Source organism: Pseudomonas mangiferae (genome assembly GCF_007109405.1).
Taxonomy (GTDB): domain Bacteria; phylum Pseudomonadota; class Gammaproteobacteria; order Pseudomonadales; family Pseudomonadaceae; genus Pseudomonas_T; species Pseudomonas_T mangiferae.
In genome coordinates this window covers 1-19548 of the sequence record NZ_VJOY01000027.1, presented here as the reverse complement: position 1 = coordinate 19548, position 19548 = coordinate 1, and the positions used below count along the sequence as shown (strand labels likewise).

Sequence of the window (19548 nt, the reverse complement as noted above, 5' to 3'; positions counted from 1 at the left end):
GCCAACCGTACCCTCGCCGGCGTCGTCGAGCGGCTGCGTAACCTGCCCGGGCCGCAACGCCAGGCCCTGTTCGCGCTGCTTCGGCAGAAAGGCGTGGACGTCGCCCGGTTGCCGATCCAGCCAGCCCTGGACGGCGAGCCGCGGCCCCTGTCCTACGCCCAGCAGCGCCAGTGGGTGCTCTGGCAGCTGGACCCGCAGAGCAGCGCCTACCACATTCCCACCGCCCTGAGCCTGCGTGGCCCCCTGGACGTGGACGCCCTGCGGCGCAGCTTCGCCAGCCTGGTGGAGCGCCACGCGGTATTCCGCACCCGCTTCGTCGAAGACGACGAGGGCCCGCGCCAGGTGATCGACCCGCCGGCCTCCTTCGCGCTGCCGGTCGAGCCGCTGGCGGACGACCCGGCACAGGTCCGCGCCTGCCTGGACGACACCACCCGGCGCCCCTTCGACCTGGCCCGGGAAGCGCCCCTGCGGGTGCGGCTGTTGCGCCTGGGCGACGACCACCACGTGCTGGCGCTGATCCTGCACCACATCGTTTCCGATGGCTGGTCCTCGGCGCTGCTGGTGGACGAACTCCTGCAAGGCTACCTGGCCTGGCATGCCGGTCAGCCACCCCACCTGCCGGCGCTACCGATCCAGTACGCCGACTATGCGGCCTGGCAGCGCCAGTGGCTGGCGTCCGGCGAGGAAGCGCGGCAACTGGCCTACTGGACGGCGCAACTGGGCGAAGAGCAGCCGGTGCTGCAATTGCCATCTCGCCGGGCCCGTCCGGAAGACAGCGGCCAGCCCGCCGCCCGGGTGGAGCTGGCCATCGACCCGGCCCTTGGCGAGCGCCTGCGGCAGGTCGCCCGGGACCACGCGGCGACGCCGTTCATGCTGTTGCTGGCCTCGTTCCAGGCCCTGCTGCACCGTTACTCCGGCCAGGCGGACATCCGCGTCGGCGTGCCGGTGGCCAACCGCACCCGGGCCGAGACCGAGCGGCTGATCGGCTTCTTCGTCAACACCCAGGTGCTGAAGGCCACCTTCGCACCCGGCATGCGCGTGCTCGACCTGTTCCAGCAGGTGCGTGACACCGCGCTGGCGGCCCAGACCCACCAGGACCTGCCCTTCGAACGCCTGGTGGAACGCCTGCAGCCGGAGCGTTCCCTGGACCACACGCCACTGTTCCAGGTGCTGTTCAACCACCAGAGCGGCGCACAGGACGGCACGATCTCGGGTGACCTCGCCGGCCTGCGCATCGAACCCCTGGAGGCCGGCGCCCAACCCGCCCAGTTCGACCTCACCCTGAGCACCCACGACCAGCCCGACGGGCTCCAGGCCGCCCTGATCTACGACCCCGCGCGCTTCGAGCCGGGCCGCATCGAAACCCTCGGCCGCCACTGGCTGAGCCTGCTGCAGGCCATGCTGGACACCCCGCACGCCGTCCTCGACGACCTGCCGCTGCTGGCGACGGAAGAGCACCAGCGCCTCGCCGACTGGAACGCCACCCGCCGCGACTACCCGGACACGCCCTTCGTCCAGCGCCTGTTCGAGCGCCAGGCCCGGGTTACCCCGGACGCCCCGGCGCTGCGCTTCGCCGGACAGCAGCTGAGCTACGACCAGCTCAATCGCCAGGCCAACCGCCTGGCCCATCGCCTGATGGCCCGCGGCGTTGGCCCCGACACCCTGGTGGGTGTCGCCATGGAGCGCTCGGTAGACCTGGTGGTGAGCCTGCTGGCGGTGCTCAAGGCCGGCGGCGCCTACGTGCCCCTGGACCCGGACTACCCCGCCGAGCGCCTGGCCTACATGCTGGACGACAGCGGCGTGGGCCTGCTGCTGACCCAGCGCGCCCTGTTGGAGCGCCTGCCCTCCAACGCCGGCCTCGCCTGCCTGTGCGTCGACGACAGCGACGACGCGCCCACCGCCGAGCACGACCCGGCACCCACGCTCCAGGCCGGCCACCTGGCCTATGTCATCTACACCTCCGGCTCCACCGGCCGGCCCAAGGGCGCCGGGAACAGCCACGGTGCGCTCTACAATCGCCTCGCCTGGATGCAGGAGGCCTATGGCCTCGAGGCCCGGGACCGGGTGCTGCAGAAGACCCCGTTCAGCTTCGACGTGTCGGTCTGGGAGTTCTTCTGGCCACTGATGACCGGCGCCTGCCTGGTGGTGGCCGCCCCGGGCGAGCACCGCGACCCCGCGCGCCTGATCGAGACCATCCGCCGGGACACGGTGACCACCCTGCACTTCGTCCCTTCCATGCTGCTGGCCTTCATCCACGAGGACGAGGCCGCCACCTGCGACAGCCTTACGCGCATCGTCTGCAGTGGCGAGGCGTTGCCCACCGAGGCCCAGGCGCTGGTCTTCGAGCGCCTGCCCAACGCGGCCCTGTACAACCTCTACGGCCCCACCGAGGCGGCCATCGACGTCACCCACTGGACCTGCCGCGACGAAGGCAGCGACACGGTGCCCATCGGCCATCCCATCGCCAACCTGCGCACCCACGTGCTGGACGCCGGGCTGTCGCCGGTGCCGGTGGGCTGCAGCGGCGAGCTGTACCTGGGCGGCGTGGGCCTGGCCCGCGGCTACCACCGCCGGCCCGCCCTCACCGCCGAGCGCTTCGTGCCCGACCCCTTCCAGCCGGGCGAGCGGCTGTACCGCACCGGCGACCTGGCCCGCTACCGGGACGACGGCGCCCTGGAATACCTCGGCCGCCTCGACCATCAGGTGAAGCTGCGCGGCCAGCGTATCGAACTGGGGGAGATCGAGGCGCGCCTGCAGGAGGCGCCCGGCGTACGGGAGGCCGCCGTGCTGGCGCTGCCGGTGGACAAGCCCACCCACCTGGTGGCCTACCTGGTGCTGGACACCCGCGACCCGGCGATCAGCCTGGAGGCCGTGCAGCAGCACCTGCGCAGCCGCCTGCCCGAGCACATGCTGCCGACCCGTTGGGAACTGCTGGAGCGCATGCCGCTCTCCCCCAACGGCAAGCTGGACCGCAAGGCCCTGCCGGCACCGGCGGCGATCGCCGCGGATGCGGCCGGCGCCACGCCCGAAACGCCCATGGAGCAGACCCTGGCCGCCATCTGGCAGGACGTGCTGGGGCTGGAACGGGTCGCCGCCGATGCCAATTTCTTCAGCTTGGGCGGTGACTCCATCATCGCCATCCAGGTAGTCAGCCGCGCCCGTCGCCAGGGTATCCGCCTGGCCCCTCGGGACCTGTTCGAGCACCAGACCGTGCAGGCCCTGGCCCGCGTCGCCCGTCACGGCGAAGCGGTTATGGCCGAGCAGGGCCTCGTCCAGGGCGCCAGCGGCCTGACGCCGATCCAGCATGCGTTCTTCGCCAGCGACATCCCGGCGCGCCCGCACTGGAACCAGGCGCTGCTGCTGCGCCCCCGCCATTCCCTGGACGCGGGCGCGCTGGCCCTCGCCCTCGATGCGCTGTACCGCCATCACGATGCCCTGCGCCTGCGCTTCCAGCCCGGTGCCGAGGGCTGGCAGGCCCACCACGCCGGCGCCGAGGCGAACGACCTGCTCTGGCAGCGCGACGTCGACGACGCGGCCGCCCTGGAAGCCCTCTGCGAAACGGCCCAGCGGAGCCTCGACCTGGGCGACGGCCCCCTGCTCCGCGGTGTGCTGGCTACCCTGCCGAACGGCCAGCAACGCCTGCTGCTGGTGTTCCACCACCTGGTGGTGGACGGGGTGTCCTGGCGCATCCTGCTGGAGGACCTGCAAGGCGCCTACCAGGCCGCCGTCGCGGGCCACCCCATCGCCCTGCCGGCCAAGACCAGTGCCTTCCGCGACTGGACCGCACGCCTGTCCGCCTTCGCCCGCGAAGACGCCCTGCAGGCCGAACTGGCCTACTGGGAAGACCTGCACCGCGGGGCCACCGCCGAGCTGCCCCGAGACCATGACGCCGGCCGCGCCTGCCGGGCCGTGCAGCGCACCGTCCACACGCGCCTCGATCGCGCCGCCACCCGCCGGTTGCTGCAGGACGCGCCGGCCGCCTACCGCACCCGGGTCAACGACCTGCTGCTGGCGGCCCTGGGCACCACCCTGGGCCGCTGGACCGGCGCCCCGGCCACCCTGGTACAGCTGGAAGGCCACGGGCGCGAGGACCTCTTCGAGACCCTGGACCTGACCCGCAGCGTCGGCTGGTTCACCTCGACCTATCCCGTCCGGCTCGCCGTCGAGGCCAGCCCGGGCGCCACCCTCAAGGCGGTCAAGGAACACCTGCGCGGCATTCCCCACAACGGCATCGGCCATGGCGTGCTGCGCCACCTGGGCGATGCGTCCGCCCGGGCGCGCCTGGCCGCGCTGCCCGAGCCCCGGGTCACCTTCAACTACCTGGGACAGTTCGACGGCAGCTTCGACGAGGACGCCCTGTTCGCCCCGGCCGCCGAGGCCAGCGGTGCCTGCCACGATCCCCAGGCGCCCCTGGACAACTGGCTGAGCATCAACGGCGAGGTCTACGACGGCGAGCTGGTGCTGGGCTGGACCTTCAGCGAGGAACAGTTCGACGACGCCACCGTGCAGCGGCTCGCCGATGCCTATGCCGGTGACCTCCAGACCCTGGTGACCCATTGCCTGGAGGTGGTGGACGGCGGCCTGACCCCGTCGGACGTGCCCTTGTCCGGACTGGACCAGCGCCAGCTGGACGCCCTGCCCAGGTTCGAGGCCCCCCTGGACGACCTGTACCCGCTGTCCCCCATGCAGCAGGGCATGCTGTTCCACTCCCAGGAAGACGACCAGGGCCTCTACGTCAACCAGACCAGCGTGCCGGTCGAGGGCCTGGACGTGCAGCGCTTCGCCGACGCCTGGCGGCAGGCCACGCGCCGCCACGCCATCCTGCGCAGCGCCTTCCTGTCCCGCACCGACTGGAAGGAACCCCTGCAGGCGGTGCTGCGCGAGGCGGACACGCCCATCGAGGTGCTCGACTGGCGCGGCCATGCCGACCCGCAGGCGGCCCTGCGACAACTGGCCGAAGACGACTGCGCCCGCGGCTTCGACCTGGAACAGGCGCCCCTGCAACGCCTGACCCTGGTGCGCTTGGACGCGCAGAACTGGCACCTGATCTGGACCAGTCACCACATCCTCATGGACGGCTGGAGCCGTTCGCGGCTGCTGGGCGAAGTGCTCCACGCCTACGCCGGCCAGCCGCTGCCGCCGGTGGCGGGCGATTACCGGGACTACATCGGCTGGCTGCGACGCCAGCCCGCCGATGCCCTGGAAACCTTCTGGAAGCACCAGTTGGCCAACCTGGCGACGCCGACCCACCTGGCGCCCTGCGCCCACCCGCAGCCCGACCCCGGTCTCGTCGGCCATGGGGCGCGCTACCTGGAATGGGACGTGGCGCGCACCGCGCGCTTGCTGGAAGCGGCCCGGCACCACCGGGTCACGCCCAACACCCTGATCCAGGCCGCCTGGCTGCTCCTGCTGCACCGCTACACCGGCCAGGCCAGCGTCTGCTTCGGTGCCACCGTGGCCGGGCGCCCGGCGGGCCTTGCGGGCGCCGAGGACATGCTGGGGCTGTTCATCAACACCTTGCCGATCATCCAGACCGTGCGCCCCGAGGGCACCGTGGGCGACTGGCTGCAGGCCCTGCAGCAGCACAACCTGCAGGTACGCGACCACGAGCACGCCTCGCTGGCGGACATCCAGCGCTGGTCGGGCCAGGGCGGCCAGGCGCTGTTCGACAGCATCCTGGTCTTCGAGAACTACCCCCTCGATAAGCGCCTGCAGGGCTCCGCCGACAACGGCCTGCGATTCGGCAGCAGCGAGAACCGCGACGTCACCAACTTCGCCATGGACCTGGCGGTGCATCTGGGCGACCACCTGAACATCGAGTTCCTCTACCTGCGCCAACGCTTCACCGATGAGGCCTGTACACGCCTGGTGGATGCGTTCGAGACCCTGCTGGACGGCCTGTTGGCGCGGCCCGAGGCGCGCCTGGGCGACCTGCCGATGCTGGACCGGGCCGCCCGCCAGCGGCTGGAGCAGGACAACCGGCTCGACGGTGAAGGCCGGCAGCTGCCGCCCGTGGCGGAGGCCATTCGTACCCATGCGGCCCGCCAGCCCGGGGCGACCGCCCTGGTCTGCGGCGAGGACAGCCTCGACTACGCCGGCCTGGAAGACCGCGCCAACCGCCTGGCCCATTGGCTGATGGCGGCCGGCATCGGCCCGGACGACCGCGTGGGCGTGGCCTTCGAGCGCTCCCTGGACCTGGTGGTGGCGCTCTACGCGGTGCACAAGGCCGGAGCGGCCTACGTGCCGATGGACATCGACTACCCCGAGGATCGCCTGCGCTGGATCATGGAGGACTCGCGCATGGCGCTGCTGCTGACCCACCGCGACGTCCCGCGGCGCCTGCCGCAGGTGGACGGACTGGCGCCAGCGGTGCTGGAGCACCTGCCCCTGGCGAGCCAGCCGGCGGACTGCCCGCCGCAACGCGCCCTGCCGGACCACCTCGCCTACCTGATCTATACGTCGGGCTCCACCGGCAAGCCTAAGGGAGTCGCCGTGGCCCACGGGCCGCTGCGCGGGCACTGCGAGGCCATCGTCCGCCTCTACGAGATGGACGAGGGCACCCGCGAGCTGCTGTTCATGTCCTTCGCCTTCGACGGGGCCCATGAACGCTGGCTGTCCACCCTGCTGGCCGGCGGCTGCCTGGTGATCCGCGACAACGGGCTGTGGACGCCGGAGCAGACCTGGCAAGCCCTGCACCGGGAGCGCATCAGCATCGCCTGCTTCCCGCCGGCCTACCTGCAACAGCTGGCCGACCATGCCGAGGCCCAGGGCAATCCACCGCCGGTGCGCATCTACTGCTTCGGCGGCGACGCGGTGGCCGATGCCGCGTTCCGCCAGGTCACCCGCGCCTTGCAGCCGCGCTACCTGACCAATGGCTACGGCCCCACCGAGACCGTGGTCACGCCGATGCTGTGGAAAGTGGCCGCCGGCGAGACCTGCGGCGCGGCCTACGCTCCCATCGGCCAGCGGGTCGGACAGCGCCGGCTGTACGTGCTGGACGGCGAACTCAACCTGCTTCCCGACGGTGTGGCCGGCGAACTGTACATCGGCGGCGACGCCCTGGCCCGGGGCTATCACGACCGCCCGGGGCTCACCGCCGAGCGGTTCGTCGCCGACCCGTTCGCCACCGGCGAACGCATGTACCGCACCGGTGACCTGGTGCGGCGTCGCACGGATGGCGTGATCGACTACCTGGGGCGTCTCGATCACCAGGTGAAGATCCGCGGCTTCCGCATCGAGCTGGGCGAGATCGAAGCCCGCCTGCGTGGTTTCCCCGAGGTGCGCGAAGCCCTGGTGGTGGCCCGGGAGCACGAGACCGGCAAGCAACTGGTGGGGTACGTGGTGACCGACGAGACCGCCGGCCTCGGCGATGCCCTGCGGCAACGCCTGCAGCAGGCTCTGCCGGACTACATGGTGCCGGCCCAGGTGATGGTGCTGGCCGCCTTCCCCCTAAGCCCCAACGGCAAGCTGGACCGCCAGGCGCTGCCGGCCCCCACGTTCCGCAGCCGCGCCTTCGTCGCCCCGCGCAACGAACTGGAACGGCGCCTCGCCGCCATCTGGCAGGAGGTACTGGGCGTGGAACAGGTCGGCGTGACCGACAACTTCTTCGAACTGGGCGGCGACTCCCTGCGCACCCTGAAGGTGATCTCCAAGGTCCGTGCCCAACGCGACCTGGGCTTCGAGCTGAAACTGCGGGACATGATGGCCAAGCCCACCATTGGCGAACTCTCCGGCTATCACGACGACGCGACCCGGGACGACGTTGACCTGGACCCGCTGTTGCCGTTGAACCGCACCGTACCGGGGAACGCCCCGCTGTTCTGCCTGCATGCCGGCTTCGGCACCGTGTTCGACTACGAGCCCCTGGCCCGGCGACTGGAGGGGCGGCGCAGCGTCTATGGGCTGCAATGCCGGATGCTGCTGGACCGCGCCTGGCAGGACGACTCCCTGGAGGCGATGGCCATCGACTACGCCCAGTACATCCGGCAGAAGCAACCGAGCGGGCCCTACCACCTGCTCGGCTGGTCCCTGGGCGGAACCCTCGCGGTCCTGGTGGCCAGGGAGCTGGAACGGCAGGGCCAGGCCATCGCCTACCTCGGCCTGGTGGACAGCTACCTGCCCTCCATGGAGCCCGCTCCCGACGACACGCCTTGGGCAGAGGAGCTGCGACAGTTCCTGCAGGTGTTACTGGCTACCGACGTGCGCCTGGCCAACACGACGCGGATGCAGCCGGACCAGGCCGAGGTGGAACGCCTGGTGGCGGACGTGCTGGCGAGCGCCGATCACGCCAATGCCGGGCATGCCGCCTTGGGTGCCGAAGAACTCGCCCATACCTTCCTGGTGGCCTGCCGGCTGAAATACCTCGCCCGCCAGGCGGACGAACTGCCCGCCCTGGGAACCACTGCAGATGGCTGGTGGGCCCAAGGGGACGACGAGCCGCTGCGGCAACGCTTCGAGGCGGGCGTGCTGCATGGCTGTCCCGCCCAGGTGCTGAATACCGGCCATTACGACCTGCTGGACCACCCACGCTTGCTGGACGCCCTGCACGCACGGCTGGCACCGGCGGCTTCGCCCGTCGCCTGACCCATTCACAGGATTTCCCGATGCCCCTTCATCCCGACGTCGAAGCCTTTCTCGAACTCGCCGAACTCAGCCGCCTGAGCGGCAAGAGCCAACCCATGTCACGGCTGCCAGTGGAGCAGGCACGAGCCGAATTCGAGCAGACCTCGCCTCTGCTGGACGGCGATCCCCCCCAGGACCTGGACGTCACGACCCACCGCTATCCGGCGCGGGACGGTCATCCGTTGCAAGCACGCCTGTACCGGAAATCCGCTGCCCCCGATGCGCAACCCGTGCTGCTGTATTTCCACGGTGGCGGCTACGTGGTGGGCAGTCTCGACTCCCACGATGCACTGTGCCGGCGCCTGGCCCAGGCCGGCGACTGCGCGATCCTCGCCCTGGACTACCGGCTGGCGCCGGAATGGCCGTTCCCGACCGCCGTGCTGGATGCCCTGGATGGTGCCAACTGGCTGGCCGAGCAGGCACGTAACCTCGGACTCGACCCCGCTCGTACCGCCTTCGGCGGCGACAGCGTCGGCGCTACCCTGGCGACCGTGCTCACCCTGCACGCCTGCCACCACCCTGCCACCCTGGCCCTGCGCCCCCGTGCCCAGGTCCTGCTCTACCCCGTCACCGACGTCTCCTGCAAACGCCCTTCCCACGCGCGCTACGCGGAAGGTCACCTACTGGAAACCGACACCCTCGACTGGTTCTACCACCACTACCTGCCCAACCCGGCCGATCGCGAAGACTGGCGCGTCTCCCCCCTGCTAGCAGACACCCTCCACGACCTTCCCCCCACCTACCTCGGCCTCGCCGAATACGACCCCCTCCACGACGAAGGCCTCACCTACGCCCAGCGCCTGCGCGACGCGGGCAACGTTCTCCACCTCGACACCCAGCACGGCCTGACCCATGACTACATGCGCATGGCTGGGCTTGTGGCGGAAGTCGAGGAATTGCAGCGGGGGTTGATGGGATGGGTGATAAGGCAGATGAGATGAGGCGTGAGAAAGAGAGAGCCACGTTCTTCTCGGTGGAGATCATCCACCCGCAGCCGGTTCGGCCGATTCTTGCCCTATTGGGTGATTGGGTCTGATGAGATGAGTATGAGAGGAGAACCAGACTGCTCATTATGCAATTTATAGACTGTAAACTGTTATTGTTCCTCCTGCACCGATCTGGCAGATTCCGCTGAATCATTAGCGACCGGAAAAAATCATCATAAATCAAGATCTGGACACTAATAAATTACAACTAAAGTTACACCTTCGAGCTAGGCAGATTTATTCCTCCGGAGATTTCTATAGTATACCAATTTACAGCCACTAAATAACTCAAACTCTCATTTGTTATGAAATATTCCATTCCAGGGCATTCCTTTATAACTAGGGAAATTTTCCGAACATCAGAAAAGCACAGTACTATGTTCTTATTTATATAATTTTGCTCAAAAAATACATAAGCTTTTTCCTCTCGAAGATGATTGGTAAATGTTCCTTCATGTTCATCAGTTGGAATTTTTGCACACTCACCACCTAATTGTAGATGCCCTGTAGTTTTCCAGGGCTTGAATTTCTCAAAAACTTCCTTAATTAAATTATGACTTGTGCTTTCAGGCAAAAGAATTACCTCCACCCCAAGAGCTCTGGCATTTTCCAAAACATAAATAGCGCTGCTTAATTTATGCACAATCACCTCCTAGTTGCTGGTATATGGTCTAAAAACACATGACCACGAGTTCTAGGCTTACCAGGAGTCTGGTAACCAATATGAGGCGCGTGCGGTCCTTCACCCATAGAGCCGTTAGTTTTTTTATTATTCCATGCGGGGATATCCATATTCACGTTAGCTCCTCCAGGCCCTGACCATTCTACTGGAATAGTTTTACCGTATTCATCCTTACCCCACTTCACCACTTCAAAATCACTTCGCGAAACACCAGTTTTTTTAAAGGCCTCATCTAGTCCGTCTTTGTATTTTTTTCCCGTACCTCTTAAATCAATATCTTTTTCTGGATCGAACTTCCAATTCTCACCAACTAAATCGCATTTGCATTCATTTATCTTATTTAGACCGAGTGGATCAATCCATCCCACCGGGTTCGGCGCGTACTGGTAATTATTGATCCCACCCGCTAGCCCAATGGGATCCTGGCTCACGAACCGTCCGATATCCGGGTCGTAGTACCGGAAGCGGTTGTAGTGCAGACCCGTCTCACCGTCGAAGTACTGACCCTGGAAACGCAGGTTTTGCTGCACCGGCTCGCTCGTCGCCTCCCAGGCCTCGAACTGTGTGTTGCCCACTACGCGCCGTACCGGATGCGCAGGATGCTCGATGTTGGCGTTGCCCCACGCCTTGTAGGTCGCCGACCAGACGATCCGGCCGCCTCCGTCGGTCAGCTCCCGGGGCGTGCCCAGATGATCGGTGTGGAAGTAGAGGATTTCCGCCGGGCCGTGGTCGTCTCGGGGTTCAGCTTCGTCGCCGCGGCCCCGCCGCTCCCGCTTCGCCTGGCGCTTGGCTTCGATCTTGTGCTGCAGAGCACCCGTGGTGGCCGCCCACTGCTCCGGATGCAGATCCTTCAGGGCCAGCCACTCCGCCAGCAGCGGGATGTCCTCCTCGGGAGTCGGAAGAGTGCCTTCGCTGCGCACCAGCGCCAGGGGCACAAAGTTTTCAGACACGTACAGGCTCTACCGTTCCATCAGCAGTCGGTTGCCGCTCCAGATGAGATAAGCTGGCGTCAGGGACCTGCCGGGCGCGTGGCGAACAGATGCCCTTGCGGTCGAACTGGTACTTGGGGATGCGTCGACCAAAGATCGTAATCGTAGCCCTAGTGCTCGACATGTAAGAAGCCATCCTTGCGCATTTTGATCGTCGCCCGGCTCAGCCAGTGCTCAGCGACCCACTCGAAATCCTAAAATTAAAGGCTATCTGCTCTTGACTGATGATATCCCGCATACACCTTAATCGAACTGGCAAATTTTTCCTTTTAAACTGCAGAGGTAATAAAAAGAAATTAATAGCAGATTAATTAAGCAACACATTAAAATATAATATTATTGGAACACCACTGATAAATTTAGCAAAAATATTCTGGAAAAACATCTCACCCAGCTGCAAGCATTAGCTCATGGCATTCGAAGGAGAAAAATATTATTAAATTCTTACTTAATTATTCAGAACACTCAATTTTACCCACAACTCCTCGAAAAATTTAATCAAACGGTATCTTCAAAAAAGAATCGACATAAACAAACTCTGAAGAACCACAGCAAAAACTCTTCAAATCGCTATCCAAAATTTCTTGATTCCTGGTATATGACTCAAAAGATATTTGGCCGTGCTCACCGGAACGGTTCTTCTCTAAGACATACCAACTGTTTTCCATAATGAAATCATAAAAAAATCCACTCCACTTTTCTTCCAAAAACACTTCATCAAAAATATGACTACTTGGTCTCTCAACAAACCTTTTTCTTTTAATCACTTCGTATTTCTTCATATCCAAAATATAACCCCTATAGGTTTCAACCAAATCTATCAATACGTTTCCCTTAGGCCTTATTAAAATACTAGATGCTCCCCCATCCTCATAGAGACTAATCTTTCTCTTTTTTGTGTCAACACAGATGCACTCAGCGTATATATTATCGCATATCATCTTTCCAATATCTGAACTGAAAAAACCCATCTCCCCCTTTTCGCTTTGAAAAGAAATATAGCTGTAACTATCTCCTTGAGCAGCTGGTTTTTTCAGAATCTTTTCTGAACCATTAAAATCCTTAAAAAAATCAGTGTAAATATAAATTTTACTGCAATCCATTTTTCACTCCTGGATATGTAAAAATTAAATTCTCCCCTTTACCGTTTTTTGCATGAACGTGAGGAGACTTGTGATGAATTGGCTGGCCAGGCCCTGTCATATCTGGGTGTCCATCAGGATGATCAAAAAATTCAGCACCCGTTTTTTCATCATATCTACCTAGGCTATCAACCCCCATTTGCTTAAGGCAATTACAATTACCTCCTCTACTTTTTTCGTTTAAGTCACCCATTTTATATTCCGTACCACCTTTACTTACACGCGGTACCTTTGCATGATCACTGGCTTTATTTAATGCTTCACGTCTATTTTTTGTAGCTACAACCTTTTCACCGCTTAACCCCAGCGGATCAATCCACATCACCGGGTTCGGCGCGTACTGGTAATTATTGATTCCACCCGCTAGCCCAATGGGATCCTGGCTCACAAACCGCCCGATATCCGGGTCGTAGTACCGGAAGCGGTTGTAGTGCAGGCCCGTCTCACCGTCGAAGTACTGACCCTGGAAGCGCAGGTTCTGCTGCACCGGGTCGCTCGTCGCCTCCCAGGCCTCGAGCTGGGTGTTGCCCACTACGCGCCGTACCGGCTGCGCAGGATGCTCGATGTCGGCGTTGCCCCACGCCTTGTAGGTCGCCGACCAGACGATCCGGCCGACGTCGTCGGTCAGCTCCCGCGGCGTGCCCAGGTGGTCGGTGTGGAAGTAGAGGATTTCCGCCGGGCCGTGGTCGCCTTTGGCTTCGACGTCGTCACTGCGGCCCAGCCGTTCCCGCTTCGCCTGGCGCTTGGCTTCGATCTTGCGCTGCAGCGCGCCCGTGGTGGCCGCCCACTGCTCCGGATGCAGGTCCTTCAGGGCCAGCCACTCCGCCGGCAGCGGGATGTCCTCCTCGGGAGTCGGAAGAGTGCCTTCGCTGCGCACCAGCGCCAGGGGCACGAAGCTGTCCGCCGCCTCATACACGTATAGGCTCTGTCGCTGCCCTTGTCGCTCCATCAGCAGCCGGTTGCCGTCCCAGGCGAAGTGGCGGGCGTCGGGGTCCTGCCACGGACGCGGCGAGCGGGTGCTGTTGCGGTCGAGCCGGTACTTGGCGATCCGCCGCCCGAAGGGGTCGTAGTCGTAGCCCCAGCGTTCCTGGTGGACGAAGCGGCCATTGCTCCTGCGAATGGTGGCCCGGCTCAGCTGGTGCTCGGCGTCCCACTCGAAGTGCCGTACCTGGTTCGGCCCGGATTTCTTCTCGATGCAGTTGCCCCAGGTGTCGTAGGCGTAACGGTGCTCCTGCCACACCCGCAGCCGGTTCGGCCGGTTCTCGCCCCAGGTACTGGGGTCGGAGGCCGCCTCGGCCGGGGTCAGCAGCGGGTTGAAGTCGGGGTTGTCCAGGTTGGCCTGCACGTAGGCCGTCCATTCCTCCTCGGTCCACTGGGTCTTGCGGGCCCGCACGTCCTCCCGCTGCGCCTGGTCCGGCTCCATCAGGTTGTGGGCCGGGTCGAAGGCGAACAGCTCTTCCCCGCGCGGCGACAGCGCTGCTCGCAACCGGCCCAACGCGTCATAGCCGTATTGGGTCACGCCCTGGCGACGGTCGCTCAGGGCGGTGAGCTGGCCCGCCAGGTCGTACTGGTAGCGCCGGGCGATGCGCTGGCCCTGGCTCGCCGGGCTGTCGGCACCGGTCCCGACCAGGGGCTCGGCGGCTTCGCGCTGCAGCCGCGCCTGGCTCTGCAACAACCGCCCCAGCGGATCCAGGCTGTACTGGGTAAACAGCGCCCCCTGACTACGGCCCACTTCCCGATGCAAGGCGTCGCGTTCGAAGTCGCAGATCGTCTGGAAGTCCAGGTTGATCTGGTGCACGTGGCCGCTGCCATAGGTCAGGGTGTTGAGGGTGCGACCGTCCGGCAGCACCGTGGCCTCGCGGTTGCCCAGCAGGTCATAGCGATGCTGCAGTTCGCTGAACTGCCCGCCGCGCCCGCGCAGCACTTCCCGGCTCAGCCGGCCACCCTGGTTGTAGTACAGCTCGACCCGGGCCTGGCGGTTGCGTGCGCGCACCAGTTGCCCGGCGGCGTCGTAGGCGTAGCGGCTGTGGGCCACCTGGGGCCGGCCGGTGATGTCTGGCTTGAGGCTGTACTTGTCCAGCATCCGCCCCATGGCGTCACGTTGATAGCGTGTACGAAGGATCGAAGCGGTAACGCCTTCACCGAGAAGCGCAGCTCCCAAGGGAACGCCATCGGCGCTTTCCAACAAGTAACCCGATGGATCATAGCGGTAGTCGATACGCCGGCCGTCGAAGCCCTGCTCGGCCACCAGCCGGTCCAACGGGTCCCAGGCAAAGCGGTACAGCGCGCCGTTCTCGTTGGTGAGGGTCGCCAAGCGGCCGTGCAGGTCGTAGCGATACCCCAGCCGGTGACCCAGGGCGTCAATCCGCTCCAGGGGTCGGCCTTCGGCGTCCAGGCGGTAGCGGGTCGCCCGACCCAGGGGGTCGTGGTGCGCCACCAGCCGCCCCAGCGGGTCGTAGGCGAAGCGCTCCTCGCCCCCATCGGCGTGGCGCACGTGGCTCAGGCGGAAGCGCCGGTTGACCCGCGTGTAGCGGTACTGGGTGGTGTGACCCAGGGCATCGGTCGCGCTGACGAGGTTGCCGTGGGCGTCGTAGGCATAGCCGGTGCGGCTGCCGGAACAGTCGGTGTAGCCCAGCAGCCGGCCCTGGGCATCGAAGTCGAAGGTCTTCACGCCGCCCCGGGCGTCCACCAGCGCGGTGGGCAGCCCACGGGCATCCAGGCGGTACTCGGTGCGGCCACCGTCCGGCTCGACCAGCTCCACCAGGTTGCCGCGCGCGTCGTAGCGGTATTGGGTGGTGCGGCCCAGCGGATCGGTGATGGACACCGGCTTGCGCCAGGTCTCGTCCCAGGTGAAGCGGTAGGACGCGCCGTCCGGTTGGATCAGGCAGGTAAGGTTGCCAAGAGGGTCATAGTCGAAACGTGTGATACGCCCGCTGGGATCGACCTGCATCAACAGGTTCCCATAGCCATCACGACGGTATTCGGTGAAGCCCCCCAAGGCATCGGTGAACCCGGTGAGGTAATGGTCGCAGTCGTAGTGGTAGCGAGTTACACGTCCACCGGCATCCGTAACCTGAGTCCAACCCTCCTTGACGTGATAGGCGAAACGCCAAGCCTGTCCGCCCGCCAGCGTATTACTCAACACCTTGCCGCGAGGATGTAACCGATCCCAGGTATAACGCGAAACCAATCCACCGGGTTCGGTGTGCTCAACCATCATGTGGTTAGCCCAGGCAAAGGTTCGACAGACCTGTCCGTGACCGTCGCGCACCTCTACGAGATCGCCTTCGGCGCTGTAGCGGTACTCCACCAGCCATTGCTGCTGCGCGCGCGGGTAGTGCCCGGCCGCATCGGGCTGGCCGAACAGCTCTACCACATGGGTCAGGCGCGGCTCCCGCGGGCGGCTGCGATCGAAGAGGAAACCCAGCCGGCGACCGCTGCTGGTGTCCAGGTGATAAGGCAATCCATCTTCGGCGTAATGCAGGCGCAGGTGGTTGTGGTTGGGGTCGATGAAGCCCAGCAGTACCAGCGAATCGGTACGGGGCCGGTCACCCGGCACGTCCGCCAAAGATGCCAGCCGTTGGCGATCCGGTGTACCCAGGCCAAACACCATGCGCAAGCCATCCGCAACGATGATCTCGTATTGGTCTCGAGCACTACGTAGCAGGGTGATGTGCTCATATTTAGAGAAAAAACGCTCCCCAATGGCCAATTGCGGAAAACGAACCTTACGACCCTGACCATCTATATAAGCGATGTATTTGGCGCGGCATTCCAACCGGAAGCTCAGCGGCGTAGTCCAGCCTTGTCCCAGCCAGCCGCGCCGCGCATTGCTGGATGCATAGGTGCGCTGCCAGTGCAGCGGCAACGGGCCTTCCAACACGAAATCGAGTTCCGATTCACCCTCCAGCAGCTTCACACCATACAGCGCGTTGACAGGTTGTGTGCCTGGCACCGTGACACAGCTGAGGCAGGCATCATCTGCCTTGCCTTCAGGTTCTTTCTTGACCTGACCGCCGGTTTCTTTCTTTGCCTCAGGTAAACGCTTGGCATCGCGCCCGACTTCCGCCGCCTTCTCGGCATCCTTGATGACGCCGGTAACTTGCCCAGCCTTCTTCAGGATCTTGCCCACCTTGCCAATGGGAATCAGCTCCCAGTAAGCCTCAGGCATGAAGACCTCGGCAGCGGCGCTGGCGATGGCGCCGGCCACCATAGCGCCCTGGTTGTAACCGGTACTCTCCACCCATTCGTCGATCGAGCCCTTGACCCCATCCCTGGCCTGCTCAAGGTAGTTCCGATTATCGATTTCAGGGTTGGCCTCCTGGGCATCGACTGCCTGGCTCGGCGTCTGGCCGGTCACCTTGCCCACAGTGTTGTACTGCACGGCTGCCGCCTGGGCGGCTTCGATCTCGGCACGCTTGCGCCTGAGCTCGGCGCGTTGCGCATTCACCCAGGTTTGATGTGCCTCTGCTGTTTCGAGGACCTGTTCGTTTCCCGCTTCGGCACCCAGGGTTTTCAAGCGATCGATCTTTTCCTGGGTGCCGTCGAGATAAGCCTCCTGCTCAGCCAAATCCTGTAACTCGAACCCGCGACTCGCAGCTTCCGCTTCGGCGATCTCAGCCTCACTCGCTACTTCGGTAATTACCAAACGATCCGTCATACATCAGGCCCCGTTCATCCAGAACTCGTCATCGTGACGAAGAATGAACTTGCCGTCGGCCCGAACCGTAAAGCTGTGATCCTTGGGATAACAGACAGCACCCACTGTCTTGCTCTTGATGCCTTTTCCTTTGCCAGGCTCGTCACCCAGAGTCTGGGGAACCTTGCTTTGGTTGAAAACCACCAGCGGGTCACAATTCGCATGGACGCTCGGTACGATCTGCACGGCATCTTTCAACCGCGCGATCACAGGGTAGGGTACCGGGGGCAGACTGCTGCCCACGGGGGTCTTGCAGACATCGGGATACAGGCTGACGACCAGCCATTCCTCACCTTGACGGGCGGTGACGTTCTTGGCCACGTTCAGGCCTCCTTGGCAGTGGCAGTGGATTGCGCCCACTTGAGCAAGGGCGCCTCCGGAGAGGTTTCGAAACGCGCTTCGAGGCGGTGTACAGGTAACGCAGCGGGAATCAGGCAACGCCAGGTCAGGCTGACCCGGCGCTGGTCGCCGTCTATCAGCACCGTGTCGATGACGGGCTGTATGGGGAACGGAACCTCTCCTGCAAACCAGGCCAGAAAGAAAGCCCGATGCCCCGGCAGCTCAAGACTGACATGGCCATCCAGGCAATACCGGGGGTCGAGTACGTTCCACAGTTCGATTCGTACCCGAGGCGAGGGCCAGGCGATCTGCTGGTCCAGCGGAGCACCATTCCAGTAGGCGAAGTCGAAATCCTGCGGCAAACGTGGCCAACGTTCAGCGAGCCATCGCGCGTCATAGGTTCCAGCTCGCTGCAGACGAGGCGTCCAGGCGCGCCCCACAACACCGAAGCCAGCCGGCCGATAGCGGTAGCGAGACGCTACTTCGGCCATCCCCCTGGGAAGCAGGTTGGCCTCAGGCTGATGCGCCATCCAAGGCTCGTCCAGCCATTCGCCGGGATAGGACAGGCTGGGAGCCGGCAAGACCCTGGGAATAGGTTGATTGGTGCGTTCCAGCAAGCGGAAGAACCGCTTTTCCAACCAACCCTGACCAAGAGGGTTGGCATAGCATGCCTCGTTCAACAACCACTCGGGCTGGCGAGGGTCGCGCGAATGGGCTTCGTTGGGTATTTGGCAATGCCCTCCGAAGGTTTGCTCCCAGCGTAGGGGAATCCGCGCAACGGCATCGCCCGCAACATATTTCCAGCCCAGCGGGCCTTCGCGAAAAATGCCAGGACTACGCACTGCCAGGGTCTTGTCCAAAAGGACTCGGTGGACTTCGCCCTCCTTTGTTAGCTCAGCCGCAGGCTCACTCAGACGAAGCCTGACAGGCCAGCCGCGGGCCGGTTGGCCACCCGGCGCATGGGCATATCCATGCAGGATGACATCACAGCGTGGCTTGAAGGGTGCCAGGTCGGACTCCTCCTTCACGCTCGTCTCACCTACAGGCCCCCAGTATTCGTCGGTCAGGCAGAGGGAAACCGGATCATGGTCCAGCACGCGTAGACGTGCGTGGGTCTGCCCTGGCAGACACTCGATTGCATAGCCAACCTTCAGCACGGCGACCCGATATTCCTGGTCCTTGCTATCGGCCATGGTGAAGCATTGTGCTGCGAAGGGCGTCAGATTATGGAAGTCCATCGACACTACTCAGTTGAGATCGATGTCTTTGCCAGAAATCTGCACGGGTCCGCTGGCTTCGAAGTTGAACGTGGAGCCATTGATCGTCACGCTTCCGTCCGCCTTCAGCACCAGGGTTGACTTGCCCACCTTCAAGGTGATGCTTTCGCCGTCCATGGTGATGCTCGAGCCGGAGGCGCCCGAACCCGCTCCGCTCGCAGCCGGGGCCCCGCCCTGGCCACCCGAAGGCGAACTAGCGAACATACTCTTGGCCATGGGTGGTGTATCTGCCCCACCTGTCATACCCGGTTGACCGGCACTGGCTTTCACGCCTGCGGAACTACCGCCCCCGCCCACGCTCAGGGTGTATTGCTTCCCTACCTTGGTGCTCTTGTTCTGTCCGATCTGGCTGCTTTGGCTCATGCCTACGACGGTATTCATGAGCATGCCCACGTTCAGGCTATAGCCGAGGCCGACGTTCTCCATCCGACCTAGACCGACGTTTTGCATATAGGCCATGCCCACCGTCTCGGTCTTGTTGTGGCCGACGTCGATCTTCCAGTTCTTGCCGATGTCATCGGTTTCGTTCTTGTCGACGGTCTTGGTGCGGCTCTTGTGCACCGTTACCTTCTCGTTGCCGTCCACTTCCTCGGTGCGGTTCTTGTGGATGGTGATCTTCTCGTTGCCATCCACTTCCTCCGTGCGGTTGCCATGCACCGTGATGGTCTCGTGACGGTCCACCGTTTCGGTGCGGTCGCGCTTGACCTGGGTCGTCTCGTCACGGTCGATGGTCTTGCGCCGGTCGTTGCCCACCCAGTGGGTCTCGTCGTGCTCGACCTCGATGTCCTGGTTCTTCTCGGCGTGAATCCACA

At 63.9% G+C, this 19548-nt stretch carries 9 protein-coding genes; 2 read left to right on the top strand and 7 right to left on the bottom strand.

Features of this window, described 5'->3' with window-relative positions:
* Positions 1-33 precede the first annotated feature (33 nt).
* Both FM069_RS20760 and FM069_RS20755 read left to right on the top strand, forming a co-directional pair.
* On the top strand, positions 34-8583 hold the full coding sequence (locus tag FM069_RS20760) for an amino acid adenylation domain-containing protein (RefSeq protein WP_407681600.1): 8550 nt from the start codon (positions 34-36) through the stop codon (positions 8581-8583).
* A gap of 20 nt (positions 8584-8603) precedes the next feature.
* Complete coding sequence (locus tag FM069_RS20755; protein WP_143490315.1) at positions 8604-9563, top strand: alpha/beta hydrolase; 960 nt, start codon at positions 8604-8606, stop codon at positions 9561-9563.
* A gap of 259 nt (positions 9564-9822) precedes the next feature.
* On the opposite strand, the gene FM069_RS21750 is transcribed toward FM069_RS20755, so the two are convergent.
* The 7 genes from FM069_RS21750 to FM069_RS20720 all read right to left on the bottom strand — a co-directional run.
* On the bottom strand, positions 9823-10251 hold the full coding sequence (locus FM069_RS21750; RefSeq protein ID WP_218570323.1) for a hypothetical protein: 429 nt from the start codon (positions 10249-10251) through the stop codon (positions 9823-9825).
* Between the two features lie 2 nt (positions 10252-10253).
* Positions 10254-11240, bottom strand: a complete 987-nt coding sequence (locus FM069_RS21980; protein ID WP_233282093.1) for an RHS repeat-associated core domain-containing protein — start codon at positions 11238-11240, stop codon at positions 10254-10256.
* 533 nt (positions 11241-11773) lie between these two features.
* Positions 11774-12382: a hypothetical protein gene (locus FM069_RS20740; RefSeq protein ID WP_143490313.1), complete on the bottom strand. Its 609-nt coding sequence runs from the start codon at positions 12380-12382 to the stop codon at positions 11774-11776.
* Positions 12369-17081 carry an RHS repeat-associated core domain-containing protein gene (locus tag FM069_RS22115; RefSeq protein ID WP_143490312.1) on the bottom strand — a complete coding sequence of 1571 codons (4713 nt, stop codon included), beginning with the start codon at positions 17079-17081 and terminating at the stop codon, positions 12369-12371. Before FM069_RS22115 ends, FM069_RS20740 begins: the two co-directional genes overlap by 14 nt.
* A gap of 3 nt (positions 17082-17084) precedes the next feature.
* A complete protein-coding gene (locus FM069_RS20730) occupies positions 17085-17441 on the bottom strand; it encodes a DUF4150 domain-containing protein (RefSeq protein WP_143490311.1) in 357 nt (118 codons plus the stop codon).
* A gap of 2 nt (positions 17442-17443) precedes the next feature.
* A complete protein-coding gene (locus FM069_RS20725; protein ID WP_143490310.1) occupies positions 17444-18697 on the bottom strand; it encodes a DUF2169 family type VI secretion system accessory protein in 1254 nt (417 codons plus the stop codon).
* Between the two features lie 9 nt (positions 18698-18706).
* A partial coding sequence (locus FM069_RS20720; protein ID WP_407681599.1) for a bacteriophage T4 gp5 trimerisation domain-containing protein occupies positions 18707-19548 on the bottom strand: 842 nt, incomplete at its 5' end.

Coding starts and splice junctions, on each gene's coding strand:
- FM069_RS20755 (WP_143490315.1), top strand. CDS start 8,604: ATGCCCCTTCATCCCGACGTCGAAGCCTTTCTCGAACTCGCCGAACTC.
- FM069_RS20740 (WP_143490313.1), bottom strand. CDS start 12,382: ATGGATTGCAGTAAAATTTATATTTACACTGATTTTTTTAAGGATTTT.
- FM069_RS22115 (WP_143490312.1), bottom strand. CDS start 17,081: ATGACGGATCGTTTGGTAATTACCGAAGTAGCGAGTGAGGCTGAGATC.
- FM069_RS20725 (WP_143490310.1), bottom strand. CDS start 18,697: ATGGACTTCCATAATCTGACGCCCTTCGCAGCACAATGCTTCACCATG.